Source organism: Synechococcus sp. O70.1 (assembly GCF_047462215.1).
Taxonomy (GTDB): Bacteria; Cyanobacteriota; Cyanobacteriia; order Thermostichales; family Thermostichaceae; genus Thermostichus.
This window is the reverse complement of the sequence record NZ_JANSIT010000008.1, coordinates 1-14,817: the sequence shown is the minus strand read 5'-3', so window position 1 is coordinate 14,817 and position 14,817 is coordinate 1. Positions and strand designations below refer to the sequence as shown.

Annotated in this window: 10 protein-coding genes and 2 pseudogenes; 6 read left to right on the top strand and 6 right to left on the bottom strand. The window is 61.7% G+C overall.

Annotated elements, in window-relative coordinates; translation table 11 throughout:
* Entirely contained in the window at positions 1 to 3,903 is a 3,903-nt protein-coding gene (locus NW833_RS06260) for a DNA-directed RNA polymerase subunit beta' (protein ID WP_414411905.1), read from the top strand.
* A gap of 633 nt (positions 3,904 to 4,536) precedes the next feature.
* On the opposite strand, the gene NW833_RS06255 is transcribed toward NW833_RS06260, so the two are convergent.
* Together NW833_RS06255 and NW833_RS06250 are read right to left on the bottom strand one after the other, a co-directional pair.
* Positions 4,537 to 5,562 (bottom strand): long-chain acyl-[acyl-carrier-protein] reductase, encoded by a 1,026-nt coding sequence (locus tag NW833_RS06255; protein ID WP_414411904.1) that lies wholly within the window; start codon positions 5,560 to 5,562, stop codon positions 4,537 to 4,539.
* A gap of 100 nt (positions 5,563 to 5,662) precedes the next feature.
* On the bottom strand, positions 5,663 to 6,379 hold the full coding sequence (locus NW833_RS06250) for an aldehyde oxygenase (deformylating) (RefSeq protein ID WP_414395952.1): 717 nt from the start codon (positions 6,377 to 6,379) through the stop codon (positions 5,663 to 5,665).
* Between the two features lie 203 nt (positions 6,380 to 6,582).
* Between NW833_RS06250 and NW833_RS06245 the strand changes: the two genes are divergently transcribed.
* Complete coding sequence (locus NW833_RS06245; protein ID WP_414395950.1) at positions 6,583 to 6,894, top strand: hypothetical protein; 312 nt, start codon at positions 6,583 to 6,585, stop codon at positions 6,892 to 6,894.
* Here the strand turns inward: NW833_RS06245 and NW833_RS06240 are convergent.
* Positions 6,891 to 7,379, bottom strand: a complete 489-nt coding sequence (locus tag NW833_RS06240) for a pentapeptide repeat-containing protein (RefSeq protein WP_414395949.1) — start codon at positions 7,377 to 7,379, stop codon at positions 6,891 to 6,893. The two genes, NW833_RS06245 and NW833_RS06240, sit on opposite strands and share 4 nt — an antisense overlap.
* Positions 7,380 to 7,500: 121 nt before the next feature.
* Here NW833_RS06240 and NW833_RS06235 point away from each other — a divergent pair, with 121 nt between their 5' ends.
* Together NW833_RS06235 and atpD are read left to right on the top strand one after the other, a co-directional pair.
* Positions 7,501 to 7,809, top strand: coding sequence for a gas vesicle protein GvpV (locus tag NW833_RS06235; protein ID WP_414395947.1), 309 nt, complete (start codon positions 7,501 to 7,503; stop codon positions 7,807 to 7,809).
* A 144-nt stretch (positions 7,810 to 7,953) separates the two neighbouring features.
* Entirely contained in the window at positions 7,954 to 9,381 is a 1,428-nt protein-coding gene (gene atpD / locus NW833_RS06230; protein ID WP_414411903.1) for a F0F1 ATP synthase subunit beta, read from the top strand.
* 4 nt (positions 9,382 to 9,385) lie between these two features.
* Here the strand turns inward: atpD and rsmI are convergent, their stop codons facing one another.
* Entirely contained in the window at positions 9,386 to 10,294 is a 909-nt protein-coding gene (gene rsmI, locus NW833_RS06225; RefSeq protein ID WP_414405155.1) for a 16S rRNA (cytidine(1402)-2'-O)-methyltransferase, read from the bottom strand.
* Positions 10,295 to 10,382: 88 nt separating this feature from the next.
* Here rsmI and NW833_RS06220 point away from each other — a divergent pair, with 88 nt between their 5' ends.
* Both NW833_RS06220 and cbiB read left to right on the top strand, forming a co-directional pair.
* On the top strand, positions 10,383 to 10,847 hold the full coding sequence (locus tag NW833_RS06220) for an RrF2 family transcriptional regulator (protein ID WP_414395941.1): 465 nt from the start codon (positions 10,383 to 10,385) through the stop codon (positions 10,845 to 10,847).
* Between the two features lie 49 nt (positions 10,848 to 10,896).
* Entirely contained in the window at positions 10,897 to 11,823 is a 927-nt protein-coding gene (gene cbiB, locus NW833_RS06215; RefSeq protein WP_414396108.1) for an adenosylcobinamide-phosphate synthase CbiB, read from the top strand.
* Here cbiB and NW833_RS06210 read toward each other — a convergent pair.
* Positions 11,798 to 14,512, bottom strand: a pseudogene (locus tag NW833_RS06210) (CBS domain-containing protein); the annotation flags it as partial. The gene cbiB and the pseudogene NW833_RS06210 sit on opposite strands and share 26 nt — an antisense overlap.
* A 45-nt stretch (positions 14,513 to 14,557) precedes the next feature.
* Positions 14,558 to 14,791: pseudogene (locus tag NW833_RS06205) on the bottom strand (ribosome recycling factor); the annotation flags it as partial.
* Positions 14,792 to 14,817: the final 26 nt, after the last annotated feature.

Sequence of the window (14,817 nt, the reverse complement as noted above, 5' to 3'; positions counted from 1 at the left end):
ATGAGCGAAAAAGGACAAATTTCCCCCAGCCTGCGGTGGCAGCCTGCCTCTAGCTCTAAGGCCGAGACCCCGCCTCCTATTCCCTTTCGCAACTATCAAATCGGCAAGAAAGAGCTGCACAACCTCATTGCCTGGGCTTTTGCCCGCTACGGCACTGCCCGCACAGCGCAGATGGCGGATGCCCTGAAGACCCTGGGCTTCAGGTACGCCACCCAAGCTGCCGTCTCCATCAGCATTGAAGACCTGCGCATTCCGCCCAGCAAGCGGCAGCTCTTGGCCCAGGCAGAGGCGGAGATCGAGGCGGCCACAGAGCGCTTTATCCGCGGCGAGATTACCGAGGTGGAGCGCTACCAAAAGGTCATCGACACTTGGAACCAAGTCAATGAGCAAATTAAGGAGGAAATGCTCAACAACTTCCGCCAGAACGATCCCCTCAACTCCGTCTACATGATGGCCCACTCGGGGGCAAGGGGGAACGTCTCGCAAGTGCGGCAGTTGGTGGGCATGCGCGGCCTGATGGCCAATCCGCAGGGGGAGATCATCGACCTGCCCATCAAGGCCAATTTCCGCGAGGGCTTAACCGTGACCGAATACATCATCTCCTCCTACGGCGCGCGCAAGGGCCTGGTGGACACGGCGCTGCGGACTGCCGACTCCGGCTACCTCACCCGCCGCCTGGTGGATGTCTGCCAGGACGTGATTGTGCGAGAGGCCGACTGCGGCACGGACCAAGGGATCCCGCTCCTGGCCTTGATGGATGGCGATAAAGTCGTTGTGCCGCTGGAGGAGCGCCTGGTAGGGCGGGTGCTGGCCCAAGATGTAGTGCATCCGCAAACCCAGGAGATCCTGGCCCGCCGCAACCAAGAGGTAGATCACGACTTGGCCAAAACCATTGTGGAGGCGGGCATCCAGCAGGTAATGGTGCGTTCTCCCCTTACCTGTGAAGCCAACCGCTCGGTGTGCCGCATGTGCTACGGCTGGAGCCTGGCCCACTCTCGGCTGGTGGATCTGGGGGAGGCGGTCGGGATCATTGCCGCCCAATCGATTGGAGAGCCGGGCACGCAGTTGACCATGCGCACCTTCCACACGGGAGGGGTGTTTACAGGGGAGGTGGCTCGCCAAATTCGCGCCCCCTTTGCCGGGGTAGTGCGCTTCCCGAAAAACCTGCGCACCCGCCCCTTCCGCACCCGCCACGGCGACGATGCCCTGCAGGTGGAGGTCAACAACCAAATCGTTCTGGAAGGGCCAGAGGGACAGCGGGAAGTCTTCGACCTGACCCAGGGATCCACCCTGCTGGTGCGAGATGGGGCCCTGGTGCAGCGGGATCAGTTAATTGCGGAAGTGGCTGTAGCCAAAGCGGTGCGCAAGAGCACCGAGAAAGCCCAGAAGGAAGTGGTGGCCGATCTGGCAGGGGAAATTCGCTTTACCGACCTGCTCATCGAGGAGAAAGCCGACCGCCAGGGCAACACCACCTCTACTGCCCAGCGGCAAGGGCTGATCTGGGTCCTGTCTGGCCAAGTGTACAACCTGCCTCCCGGCGCTGAGCCAGTGGTCAAAAACGGGGATCGGGTGCAGCCGGGGGATGTCATCGCCCAAACCTTGCTGGTCACCGAGCACGGTGGCATCGTGCGCCTGCCAGAGCGCAGCGACATCAAAGGCGGACGGGAGGTGGAGATCATCAATGCGGCGGTGGTGCTCCACGAGGCGCGGGTGCGGGTGGAATCTCACCAAGGCCGAGAGCAATTTTTGCTGGACACGCCCAGCGGCCAGACTTTTGTTCTCAAGGCTACACCAGGTACCAAGGTGGGCAACGACGAGGTGGTGGCGGAGCTCATCGACAACCACTTCCGCAGCCCCACGGGAGGCTTGGCAAAGTTTGCTGGCGTTGAGGTAGCCCGGCGGGGCAGAGCAAAGCAGGGCTACGAAGTCATCCGCGGCGGCACCCTGCTGTGGATCCCGGAGGAGACCCATGAGGTGAACAAGGACATCTCCCTCCTCAATGTGGAAGATGGCCAGTACGTGGAAGCCGGCACCGAGGTAGTGAAGGACATCTTCTGCCAAAATGCCGGTGTTGTCGAGGTTATCCAGAAAAACGACATCCTCCGGGAGATCGTCATCAAGCCTGGATCCCTGCATCTGGTGGAGGATCCCGCTGATCTGGAAATTCCCACCGGTACCTTCATCCAGCCGGGTCAAAAGCTGCTCAGCAGCATTGTCCCTGACCGACTGGTCTATCTGGAGCAGGTGGAAACTCCCGAAGGACCCGGCATCCTGCTGCGCCCGGTGTATGAGTATGAAATCCCCGACCGACCGGTGGTGCCCACCCAGGAGTCTACGAGCGAGTCCGGTCGCTCCATTCGCCTGCGGGCTGTCCAGCGGGTTCCCTTCAAGGATGGGGAGCGGGTTAAGTCGGTGGGCCCGGTGGAATTGCTGCGCACGCAACTGGTGCTGGAGATCGATACTGACGCGCCGCAGCTCAAGGCCGATATTGAGCTCATCCAGGATGAGAAGGATCCCAGTATCCGCCGCCTGCAACTGGTGATTCTGGAAACCTTGCTGCTGCGCCGCGATGTAGAGGCAGATCTAACTCAGGGGAGTACCCACACCCGGCTGTTGGTTAACCAAGGAGACACCGTCGGCAGAGGGGGGGTTATCGCCCGCACCGAGATCCAGGCCAAAAAAGCTGGGATTGTGCAAGGGATCCGCGAGGGCACCGAGGTGGTGCAGCGGGTGCTGGTGATTACCGACGACGATCTGCTGACGGTACCCTTAGACGGGCCAGCCAGCGTCGAGGTGGGAGCGCTAGTGCGAGCTGGAGAAGAACTGGCGCCGGGGATCCCTGCTCCCGAGTCGGGACAAGTGATGCAAATTGCAAAGGATCACCTGGTGCTGCGGCGGGCGCGACCCTACCTGGTTTCGGCAGGTGCCATCCTCCAGGTGCGAGATGGAGATCTGGTTCAGCGGGGGGATGCCCTAGCTATCCTAATCTTCGAGCGGGCCAAGACCGGCGACATCATCCAGGGGCTGCCGCGGGTGGAGGAGCTGCTGGAGGCTCGCAAACCCAAGGAAATGTGTGTCTTGGCCAAGCGACCCGGCACCGTGCAGCTAAGCTGGCAGGGAGAAGAGCCGGATCTCAAGGTCATTGAAGCCGATGGCACGGTTACTTCCTATGCCGTGCTGCCAGGGCAGAGCTTGGTGGTGGTGGACGGCCAGTCGGTGGGGGTAGGGGATCCCCTGACTGACGGCCCTGCCAACCCCCATGACCTTTTGGAGATCTACTTCGAGTACTACCGCCAGACCCTGGGAGACGACCAAGCGGCGCGGCTAGCCCTACGGGAGGTGCAGCGCTTCCTCGTCAACGAGGTCCAGAACGTCTACCGCTCGCAGGGGGTGGAGATTGCGGACAAGCACATTGAGATTGTGGTACGCCAGATGACCTCCAAGGTGCGGGTGGACGACAGCGGTGACACCGTCTTGCTGCCGGGTGAGCTGGTAGAGCTGCGGCAGATCCAGCAAGAGAATGCCTCCCTAGCCGTCAGTGGCGGGGCGCCGGCCAAGTACACACCTGTCCTCTTGGGGATCACCAAGGCCAGCTTGAATACCGACAGCTTCATCTCGGCAGCTAGCTTCCAGGAAACCACGCGGGTGCTCACCGAGGCAGCCATCGAGGGCAGATCCGACTGGCTGCGGGGTCTGAAGGAGAACGTCATCATTGGCCGCCTGATCCCGGCAGGCACAGGCTTTATCACCTACCAGGAGATGGCTCCAGAGCCGGAGCCTCCTGAGGAGGAAGAACCTCCAGCCGTGCTGCCGACGGTGCCACGCCGCGTGGTCCTGGAGGACGACCAACTCATCGACGACTCCACCCCTGTCGACGAGCCGGAGGAGGAGGAAGAAGAGTAAGCCTCGCTTGCCTGAGTTTGGGGATCCGGCCCAGCACTGGCAAGCTGGCGGCAGTAAAACACCCCCTACAGCTGCTGCCAGAGCCAATGCCAGTAGCAGTTGCTGCCCCGTCAGCTGACTCCCTTCTCTTCCTGGGAGGGGGCTGGGAGAAAATAGCCATCCAGGCGAGAGGCAGTCAAAAATGCCGCTTTGTGGCACAATGGGCAACCTCGCCAACGCACCTTCTGCCTTCACGTGGATTAGCTAGGCCGGCAGGTACATTTCCTCTGGTAGGCCTTTTGCCTAGGCTAAAGTTGGCTCTGTCTTGAGCCTGTGTGCTCGAACCAGAGCAAGGAGCAGCTACCGTCAGCTCGACGGGAAGTGACGCCTGGGGAGATCCCTCTAGTGGGGTCGTGGAGGTGAACTCTGCTGCTAGCTATATGTCACGGAAGCAGGAAGAAAGCCTCAACCTGGAGCAAAAGTCCGCTTTTGTCCGGGGTTGTATGAGTCTTTCAGAGCGGATGTGGGCTGCAACGCAGCCAAGATAATTGCCTTGCTTGGAGCTTCCGTAAACCGGCGCAGGAGGGTGGTTGGTTTGCCAACCTCTAACCGGCGGGGGAGTTTATAGAAGCGCTCCCGCAGCTGTCTTTGAACCTAAGCTGCCGGCATGAGGGGACGGAAGCCGTGCTTACGAGACAATTCCCCGATGAGATCTAGTTTCTCCAGGGTAATCAGGTTGCGGCCCCAACTGAAATTGGTGTGCAGGCCCTCAAACTCCAGCAGCATTGACTCGGCAAAGCAGGCAAAGAGGTGACGGGCAGGGTTGGCCACATTCAAGAACTGCATGATAGTCCACTCAATATCCAGCGAGTGCTCCACCATGCCGCCGTCGATGACATATAGCCCCTTGCGCTGCAACTGGGAGGCAATGTTTTTTGGATAGCCACCGTCGATGATGACGCAGGGATCCGGCAACACCTGTGGATCAAGGGTTACCCCCTGGCTCAGGCTGGCCACCCAGACGATGAAATCGGCATGGGGCAAGGCCTCTTCCAGGGAACAGATCTCTCCTTTTTTAAGCTTGGCCTGCAGCTCTTCTAGGCGTCGCCGCTCGCGGGCTATAAGCAACAGCTTGGCCACTGAAGTGCGGTTCACCAGCCACTGGCAAACGGCACTGCCAATATCGCCGGTAGCTCCCACCACGGCAACGGTGGCAGCGGCCAAGTCCATAGCGTAGCGCTGGGCTGCCGCCTGTAATTGTTGACAAATGATGTAAGCGGTGTGGGTGTTGCCAGTGGTGAAGCGTCGGATCTCCAGGTCGACGTTGCGCACCCGCTTGAGGGTTTCGAGGCGAAAATTCTCAAAGATAATGCTACTAAACCCGCCCAGGGCAGTGATATCAAGGCCTCGCCGCTGGGCTAAAGCCATCGCGTTTAAAACCTTGCGACAGGCGGCTTTGACCCGACCGCTGGCCAGCATTTCCGGCAGGAAACAGGATTCGACGTACTGACCATAAATTTTCTGGCCAGTGATGCTGGTAACTACAATCTCGTCCACCACCTGAGGTGGAGCCATGCACCAAAAGTCCAGGTCACCTTCTGCATATTCGGCATACCCCAGCTTGTCTGCCACTTGCTTTGCATGGGCCAGGCTAGTCAAGTGCCCAATCAGGCCAAACATAGAGGCTCACTCACGTAGCTTGCGGATCCTCTCCGGATCCCCTCAAGGAGGATAGAAAGTGCTGCAGCTCAGCCAGGAATCCCCAACAAGCGGGAGGAGGTTAGGCAGCCCGCAGCCCCTGGGCTGACAAGCGCATCACCTCGCGCGTGTTAAAGCCAATGTTGGCCAGCGCTTCGCCATAGGCAATGAGGAAGTCTTCCACAATGGCCTCGCGATCCATGTAGATAGCTTCTATGTCTTCATTCACCTGCTGCAGCATCTTCCAGACCAGGGGCAGGTTTTGGGCGTTGGCCGTTTCAATTTGGGTTTTGACCTCGGCAAAGTGCTCGCCCAGCCAGCGCTCCCCAAAGTTGAGGTGGAGATACTCGTCCTGAACTACCCCTTCGGTAATCTTGCGGGCAAACTCATCGGCAACCGGGATGTAGATGTTGTAGGCGGCAATGGCAAAGCACTCGATGATTAGCGACTGAATGACCAAGCAAGTCACCAGGTCTGCAGCTACTGCCGCTTTTTGGAAATTGTCCCGCAAGGGGGCAAAGAAGGCACGGGCAAACTCCCTGTCCGGTTCTACCTTCAGGTTCTTGCCGCAGGCTTGGAAGCCCTTCATGTGGCGCAGTTCCATCTTGGCCAGCTTGCGCAGCTCCTCTGCTGCTGCCGGCAACATTTCGGCCAAGCGGAGGTAATTGTCGTGGGCTTCCTGTTCGCCTTCAATGACAATGCCGTTGATGCGAGAGTAGGCCTGCCGATACGCGGGGCTGCTGTAGTCTAGGGTCGTGTCGCTGGCATTGGCTGGGAGGGAAACGTTTGCTGGGGCCATACTCGTGCATCTCCTTGATGGGCTGTCGAGCGCCGGGATCCCTTTGCTAGCTGTGCCATAATCCTAGCGCTTGCTGGTCTAGGGTTACTCTACTCAGGATAGCCCTAGCTGGAACAGGATGGGTCGCATCCCTTTCGTTGGGAGAGACAAGCCTGCTAGGGTGGGTACTTAGGCAGCAGGGGAGGGGAGAGGGAGCCAAGAGGATGTCTGCCCTTGGGGATGGCCTAGAGCGGCTGCGCCAGCTGCTGGTGGAGCTGGAGGAACAGTCCCTGGATCAGCCCATTGACAGCGCTGAGGAGGTGTTGCAGGCTATCGAGCTGGCAACGGCTTTTGAACTGTTCGAGGTAGAAAGCCGTCGCTTGTTGCTCCAGACTGCGGCCAATCTTTGGGAGCGGGTGCGCCAGCACAATTTGGCAGCCCAGGAAATTGAGGTCGTGGCGGAGAAGTTGCGGGCAGTGGGCTACACGGACGCTGAGATCGAGGAGATTTTGGAGTTGGAGCCGCAGGAGGACTAGGCAAAAACCATGCCCAGTTCCTCAGTAGCTACTTCCAGTTGGGTGGCGGCGTCGTAGCAGGCTCCGCGCAGGTTGGCCAGTTTGAGTTTGCAGCCGCTGAGCTTGGCCCCTTTGAGGTTGGCATCGCTGAGGTTGGCCCCCGCTAGGTCGGCCTGGCTGAGGTCGGCGCCACTGAGGTCGGCTTGGCTGAGGTTAGCGCCGCGCAAGTTGGCTTTTTGAAGTTGGGCTCCCGGCAACTTGGCTTTCTCCAGGTTGGCTAGGCGCAGGTTGGATCCCTGGAGGTCAGCTTGGCTGAGATCGGCGCCGCTGAGGTAGGCCCGCTCCAGGTTAGCACCAGCTAGCTTGGCCTGCTGGAGGAGGGCTCCCCCCAGATCAATCCCGGCTAGATCCGCGCCAGCCAAGTCAGCTCCTGGCAGTTGGCTGTTGCTGAAATCGCGCTCGCCCTTGCCGTAGCGCTGCAGCAGTTCCGTTGCGCTCTCAACCATTGCCTTTCCTCCACTAGACAAGTCGGATCCTACTGGGGGAGACAGTTGCTGCCAAGAACACAGCTCCTTCTTCTTTTCAAAACCGCGCTAGGATAAGCACATGCCCTTGAGACCTCTTGCGATGAGCTTGCCTCGCCTGCCCCGCTCCCGACCTCGGCCCAAGTTGCGCTCGATCCCTCGCCGCAAAGCTGAATCTGCCCTCTATGCCGAGATGCAGCAGCTCTCAGCGGAAAAGCAGCGGCTTAATCAGGAACTGGAGTTTCTCCAGGAACGGCAAGAGCAAATTCAGGCACGGCTTCAGGAAATTGAACAAGCGCTGCAGCATTTTCAGCAGGCAGCAGAGGCTTTTCGAAATCCCGTTTCTTCCCCAAAGCCCAGCCCTTTCGGCTTTTCTCCCTCGCGCTTTCTATCCATGACCTTTGAGTACTGAGCCAGTTTGCCAGCGGGTGGGCAATAGAGTGGTAGGCTGATCCTAGCAGTGAAACCAAGTCCTACAACGAAGCCGTCCCCGGCTTTCCCTGCCGGGATCCGCTGACGTTTTGACACCTGAGCAAACAAGGAGCTAAACCCCAACATGGTTACTGCCACTGCAGCTAACGTTGGCTACATTACCCAAGTCATTGGACCAGTTGTTGACGTTGAGTTTCCCAGCGGCAAACTCCCTCAAATCTACAATGCCCTTAAGGTGGAGGCCACAACCGAAAGTGGCCTGAAGGTCAAAGTTACCTGCGAAGTCCAGCAGCTTTTGGGGGATAACCGCGTGCGGGCCGTGGCCATGTCCTCCACCGATGGGCTGGTGCGGGGTATGCCGGTGGTGGATACAGGCGCCCCAATTACCGTGCCGGTGGGCGAGGCCACCCTGGGCCGCATTTTCAACGTGCTGGGAGAGCCGGTGGATCAGGGAGGGCCGGTACAAGCTAAGGAGTTCGCCCCCATCCACCGCAGTGCCCCGCCCCTGGTGGAGCTGACGGTCAAGCCGGAGCCCTTTGAAACTGGCATTAAGGTAATCGACCTGCTGGCTCCCTTCAAAAAGGGCGGCAAGGTGGGTCTGTTTGGGGGTGCCGGCGTAGGCAAGACGGTGCTGATCCAGGAGCTCATCCACAACATTGCCGAGGAGCACTCCGGCCTGTCGGTGTTTGCTGGGGTGGGAGAGCGCACCCGCGAGGGGAACGATCTCTACAACGAAATGAAGGAGTCTGGGGTGCTGAGTAAGGTGGCGCTGGTCTACGGCCAGATGAACGAGCCGCCAGGTGCCCGCATGCGGGTAGGCCTCACTGCTCTGACGATGGCCGAGTACTTCCGCGACGTCAACAAGCAAGACGTCCTGTTGTTTATCGACAACATCTTCCGCTTTGTGCAGGCCGGCTCGGAAGTGTCGGCGCTCCTAGGCCGCATGCCCTCGGCGGTGGGTTACCAGCCCACCTTGGCCACGGAAATGGGCAACCTGCAGGAGCGGATTACTTCCACCAAGCAGGGATCCATCACTTCCGTGCAGGCAGTGTATGTACCTGCCGACGACCTGACCGATCCGGCACCGGCGACGACGTTTGCCCACCTGGATTCGACCGTGGTGCTGTCGCGCAGCTTGGCGGCCAAGGGCATCTACCCAGCCGTGGATCCCCTGGAGTCTTCGTCCACCATCCTGCAGGCAGACATTGTGGGGGAAGAGCACTACAACACCGCCCGGGCCGTGAAGCAGACGCTGCAGCGCTACAAGGAGCTGCAAGACATCATCGCCATTTTGGGCCTGGACGAGCTCTCTGAAGAAGACAAGCTGGTGGTGGCCCGTGCCCGCCGCATCGAGCGCTTCCTGTCGCAGCCCTTCTTCGTGGCGGAAGTGTTCACCGGCTCGCCTGGCAAGTATGTGAAGTTGGAGGATACCATCAAGGGCTTCCAGCGCATCCTCTCGGGAGAGCTGGACCATCTGCCAGAGCAGGCCTTCTACCTGGTGGGCACCATCGAGGAGGCCATCGAGAAGGCCGAGAAGCTCAAGTCCAGGTAGTCCCCTACCCCAGGGATTCCGCCTCGTCGTCAGGATCCCCGCTGGGAAGGGGCTCCAACTGCAAGGAGAGCTGGTAAAGGCGGCGCCGCGTCCAGAGGGGGGATCCCTGCAGACGCTGGGCCAGTTGCCGGCTGGCAGCGGAGCGGGACAGGCCCTTAGCCAGCAGGCGAGCCAGCTCCTGGCGCACTTCTGCTTCGGAAGGGGAGAGCTCCTCGGCTTTTTCTGAGCAAGGCCGTCCCTCCAAAACCAGGGTAAATTCTCCCCGCGGCGGCTGGGCTAGGCAGTGCTCCAGAGCAGCGGCCAGGGATCCCCGCCAAAAGGACTCGTGCCATTTGGTGAGCTCGCGGGCCAGCACGATCTGCCGCTGAGGGCCGCAGTGCACGAGGAGATCCTGCAAAGTCCGCTGCAGGCGGTGGGGGGCTTCGTAGAGGACGATGGTGCGCTCTTCCTGGGCCAGTTGCTGCAGGCGTGCCTGGCGCTGACGGGGCTTGAGGGGCAAAAAGCCCTCGAAGACAAATCGGTCGGTGGGCAAGCCCGAAGCTGTCAACGCGGCCACCGCCGCCACAGGGCCAGGTATTGGGATCACCGGTATCCCAGCTTGGATACAGGCGCGCACCAGCTCCTGGCCTGGATCGGAAAGAGCAGGTGTGCCGGCATCGCTGATGAGGGCCACCGACTGCCCTGCTGCCAGGTACTTGAGGATTTGCGGGATCCGCCGGCTTGCATTGTGCTCGTGGTAGCTCATGAGGCGAGCGGAGATTTGAAAGTGGCTAAGCAGCTGGCCGGAGTGGCGGGTGTCTTCTGCCGCCACCCAGTCCACCTCCTGCAAAACTCGCAGGGCCCGCAGGGTGATATCTTCGCGGTTGCCAATGGGAGTGGCCACTAAGTAAAGGACGGCGCCAGGGCGCTCCATGGCCAAGCCTTAAGGCTAAGGGGATCCTGAGATCTCCAGGCTAGCTGCCTGTGACAGGATCGAGGGGAAAAGGGAGAAGAGACTGCCGGTGCGCCTGACGACGCGAGCCACCTACAGCATCAAGGCTTTGCTGGATCTGGCGATGCTTAGCAAGGGCCAGAGGGCGTCGGTGCGGGCGATTGCCGAGCGACAGCAGATCCCGGCCCCCTACTTGGAAAAGCTGCTGATAGAGCTACGCCAAGCTGGCTTGGTCTGCTCCCAGCGAGGGGCGCAGGGGGGCTATCGGCTGGCACGGCCGCCGCGGCGAATCCCCATTAGCGCCATTTTGGCGGCGGTGGGGGAGTCCTTGGATCTCCGCACCAACAGCTCGGAGGGGGCAAGAGCTCCTCAAGAAAGCGCTGGCGCGGGAGCGGACTGGGTAACGGCGGCCCTCTGGGCACGGATTGCCCAGCGAGTGCGGCAGGTGTTGGAGGAAACTACCCTGGAAGATTTGTATTTTGACGCCCGCAGTTGGCAGGCAGCCCAAAGCCAGGAGGGAAAGTTTGTGGTCTGAAGCTTGGCTGTTTTTCCCCGCTCAGCCAACGGCCCCGCTGGTGCTGGCGATGGCTTTGGCCCTGGACTACCTGCTGGCAGATCCCTGGGGGTGGCCTCACCCAGTGCGGGTCATGGGGGCGGTGATTGCCTGGGGCCAAGGCTATATCCTCCAGCACTGCCTAACTCCCTCAGCCCAGCGCTGGGGCGGGGCAATGCTCACCTTGGCGCTGGTGGCGGGCTCCTACGCGGCGGGCTGGAGTCTGATTGCCATCGCCCAGGCTCTTCACCCCTGGGCAGGGATCCTGATGCAGAGCATATTGATGGCCAGTTGTCTAGGGGGGCGCAGCCTGCGCTTTGCCGCCTTGGAAGTGTTGGATTCTCTGGAAAAGGGGGATCTGCCCCAAGCCCGCCAACGCCTTAGCCGCTACGTAGGCCGGGATACGGAGCACCTGACGGAGCCAGAGATCTTGCGGGCGGTGATCGAGACCGTGGCAGAGAATACCCCTGACGGGGCAACGGCCCCTTTGTTCTACGCCTTTCTGGGGGGAGCGCCGCTGGCTTTGGCCTACAAGGCCAGCAGCACGCTGGACTCCATGGTGGGCTATCGCCATGCCCCCTTTACCTACCTGGGCACAGTGCCAGCCCGCTGCGAGGACGTCCTGACCTGGCTACCCTGCCGGCTGACGGTACTGACGCTGGCGCTGCTCGGCGGGGATCCCTGGGAGTTTTGGCAGCGCTGTCGCCGCGACGGTCAGGCAGACCCCAGCCCCAATTCGGGCTGGAGCGAGGCGGCCTTTGCCTGGCGGCTGCAGATTCAGTTGGGAGGCACCAACTTCTACCGCGGCGTCCCCAAGGTTAAGCCGAAGTTGGGGATCCCGGCTCGCCCCTTGAGCCCTCAGGTGGTGCGGGAAAGTTTGCAGTTGCTGCGACAGGTTTTGGGAGTGTGGAGCGGTCTAGGGGTGGGGCTGGCCCTTCTCTGGAGGCTTTGGGATTGAGAGGGTAGTGTTCCCGTAGCCAGGCTTCTGCCTCAGCGCGGGTGGAGAGCTTGCCATTGAGGGTAAGGTAGCGCAGGCAATCCAGAATCTCCTGAAACAGAGGGCCTGGCCTATAGCCCAGGCGACGCAGATCGTGGCCGTTGAGAGGCGGCTTTACCCAGTGCCACTCCTGCAGGTAGCGCCAGATCAGCCGCCGCGCTGGCTTGTTGGCAAGCCCAGCCAACAGGATTAGCGCCGGGATGCGCAGCTTCTGCAGTAGCTGCACCACCTGAGCCGGGGAGAGGGATCCACTCTCCAGTTGCGCCAGCAGGGCTTGGTAGGAGGGGAAATGGCGGAGGCGTTCGATGCCTGCCTGGGTGAGGTGGAGCTGGCTGGCCACCTGGGGCGCCTGGGGCAGCGCCAGAAGCAGGGCTTCCAGGCGCAGTTGCCAGATCTCCTGGGATCCCAGCTCAGGGTAGCGGCGGCGGAAGTGAGAGGCCCAGCGGCCCACCCGCTGTAGCCGCCGGTACAGGGAGGGCTCCCAGGTTAAATTGGGATGAATGCAGCGTAGGGCTCCCCACGTCGAGAGCCGCTCAAAGGCCAAGGGCCAGTCGCGGGAGCGGAGGATGTAGGCCAGCTCCTGCTTGAGGCGCTCCCCGCCGACAGCGTCGTGAAGGCCGCTAGCTACCGCGGCGCGGATCCACTCTTCCGTCGCCGGGTCTAGCCTAAAGCCCAGGTGCACGGCAAAGCGCACTGCCCGGTAGATGCGGGTGGGATCCTCGATGAAGCTGTTGGGGTGCAAGGCGCGGATGATCCCCTTTTGCAAATCGGCTTGCCCCCCGAAAAAATCCAGCAACTGACCCCGCTGGGGGCCGTTGAGGCGCAGGGCCAAAGCATTGATGGAAAAGTCTCGTCGGTAGAGATCCTGGTGGATGGATCCCATGGCCACCTCAGGGGGCGAAGCGGGGTAGGGGTAAAACTCCGTGCGGGCGCTGGCAATATCCACACAGAAGCCCCCTGGCCAGATCAGGGCGGCGGTTTGGAACTTGCCGTGGATCTCCAAGCGCGCCTCCGGGAAGTGCTGCTTGAGGGCTTTCCCCAGGATCAACCCCCAGCCTGGCGGATCCGTCCCGGGGGAGGTTGAGGGGTAAGGCCCATCCACCACCAAGTCCAGGTCCAGCCGTTCCAGGCAAGAGGGAGGCTGCCGACCCCACTGGTGCAGCAGCAGATCCCGCACCGCTCCCCCCACCAGATACAGCCGCAGACCCTTTTCGTCGGCAAGGCGGGCCGCCACCTCCAGCAAGCGGCGGTGCTGCGGCGACAGGGCCGGAAAGGAGAGATCCAGGGGGCAGGAAAGCTCAGGAGCGGCCAACCGGGGCGAGAGAGCCGGCAGCTCGTGCAGGTGCCGCAACACGTCGGTGCGGGTAACGATGCCCACCAACTGGCCATCCTGAAGCACGGGCAGACGGCCAATGTCCCACTGCACCATCAGCCGTTGGATCTCCGCCAGCGGAGTATCGGGGGAGAGGGTCTTGACCTCCGTGGTCATGTAGCCCTTGACAGGGGCATGGCCAAAGCCGTGGTGCAGGGCAATGTCAATGTCCCGCCGCGAGATCACCCCCACCAGGCAGCCCTGGGCATCCACTACCACCAGGCCGGAGTGGCCATAGCGCAGCAGCACCCGCTGGGCCTCCTGGATGGTCACCTCCGGTCGGATGGTGCGCACCGGCGAGGACATCAGATCCTTAGCGGTCACCGGCGGCGGGATCCGCTCTTTAACTGCCTGCCTGAGGTCGGCCAGCACCTGGGCTGGATCGGGCAAGGGCCGGCCCGGGGAGGCTTTCAGCGTGGCTGCCGCCGCGCAGTCGTGGCCGCCGCCGCCGTAGCGGGCCATCACCTGGCCCAGTTGGGCAAACTCCTGCCGCGCCCGCCCAATGAGGCTGAGCCGCTCCCCCTGCCGCGCCACCAAGAGCAGCACGTCCACCCCCGTCAGCTCCATCAGCCGCATCACCAGGCCGGCCAGGCCAGGCACAAACTCCGGCAGATCCAGCAGCCACGTTCCCAAGCGGTACTCCCCCACCGTCTCTACCTGGATCTGGGCAAGCCCCTGGCCAAGCAGCTCCTGCATCGGCGGGGTGAGGCCGTCCCCCAAAAAGCGCCGCAACAGCACCAGGTTCACCCCCTGCTGCAACAGCCAGGTGAGGGCAGCACCGTCGCGGGCGGTGGTCTCCGGGAACGTCAGGGATCCCGTGTCCACGTGAATGCCCAAGGCCAGGGCCAGCCGCTCAAACGGACTGAGGCGGATCCCGGCCGCCTGCAGCCGCTCCACGAGGAGGGTACAGGTGGAGCCCACGGCTTCAATGTGAGCGCTGACCTGCTGCTGCGGCCATACCTCCTCCAGCGAGGTGGCAGGCAGGTGGTGGTCGAAAATCTCAATCTTCGCCCCAGGAACGCTCAGCCAGGCCGCAGCCTTACCGAGGCGATCCGGATCGTAACAATCCACCAAGATCCAGCGCTGGACCTGTCGGGGATCCACCGAGCGCAGCTCGATGAGGGGAAACTCGTCCCGGTAGAGGGCCAAGAACTCCTGTACTCCCGGCAGGGATCCGCCAGCTAGGGCAATGCGGGCGCCTGGATACAGCCGTGCTGCGCCCACCGCCGCTCCCAAGGTGTCGAAGTCCGCCGACTGGTGACACAGGATGAGATCCATGATGGCAGCAGCGCCTTGCTGGCATAGGCCCACAGAGAGGGGCGTTTAGATTGTAGTCAGCTCCTTTTCTTTTTCCGCCAGCAGCTCATCAATCTTTTTGATGTAGCGGTCGGTCAACTTTTGGATCTCTTCTTGCCGACTCTTGGACTCGTCTTCGGAGATCTCGCCGTTTTTCTCCTGCTTGCGCACGGCGTCAATTGCGTCGCGGCGGTTGTTGCGAATGGAAACCCCCCCCGCCACTGCCAGCTTGGCCCCCTGGTTTGTTTGCTGTTTTGGCCGCGATTACGTCTCGGGGGGGCGGGGGT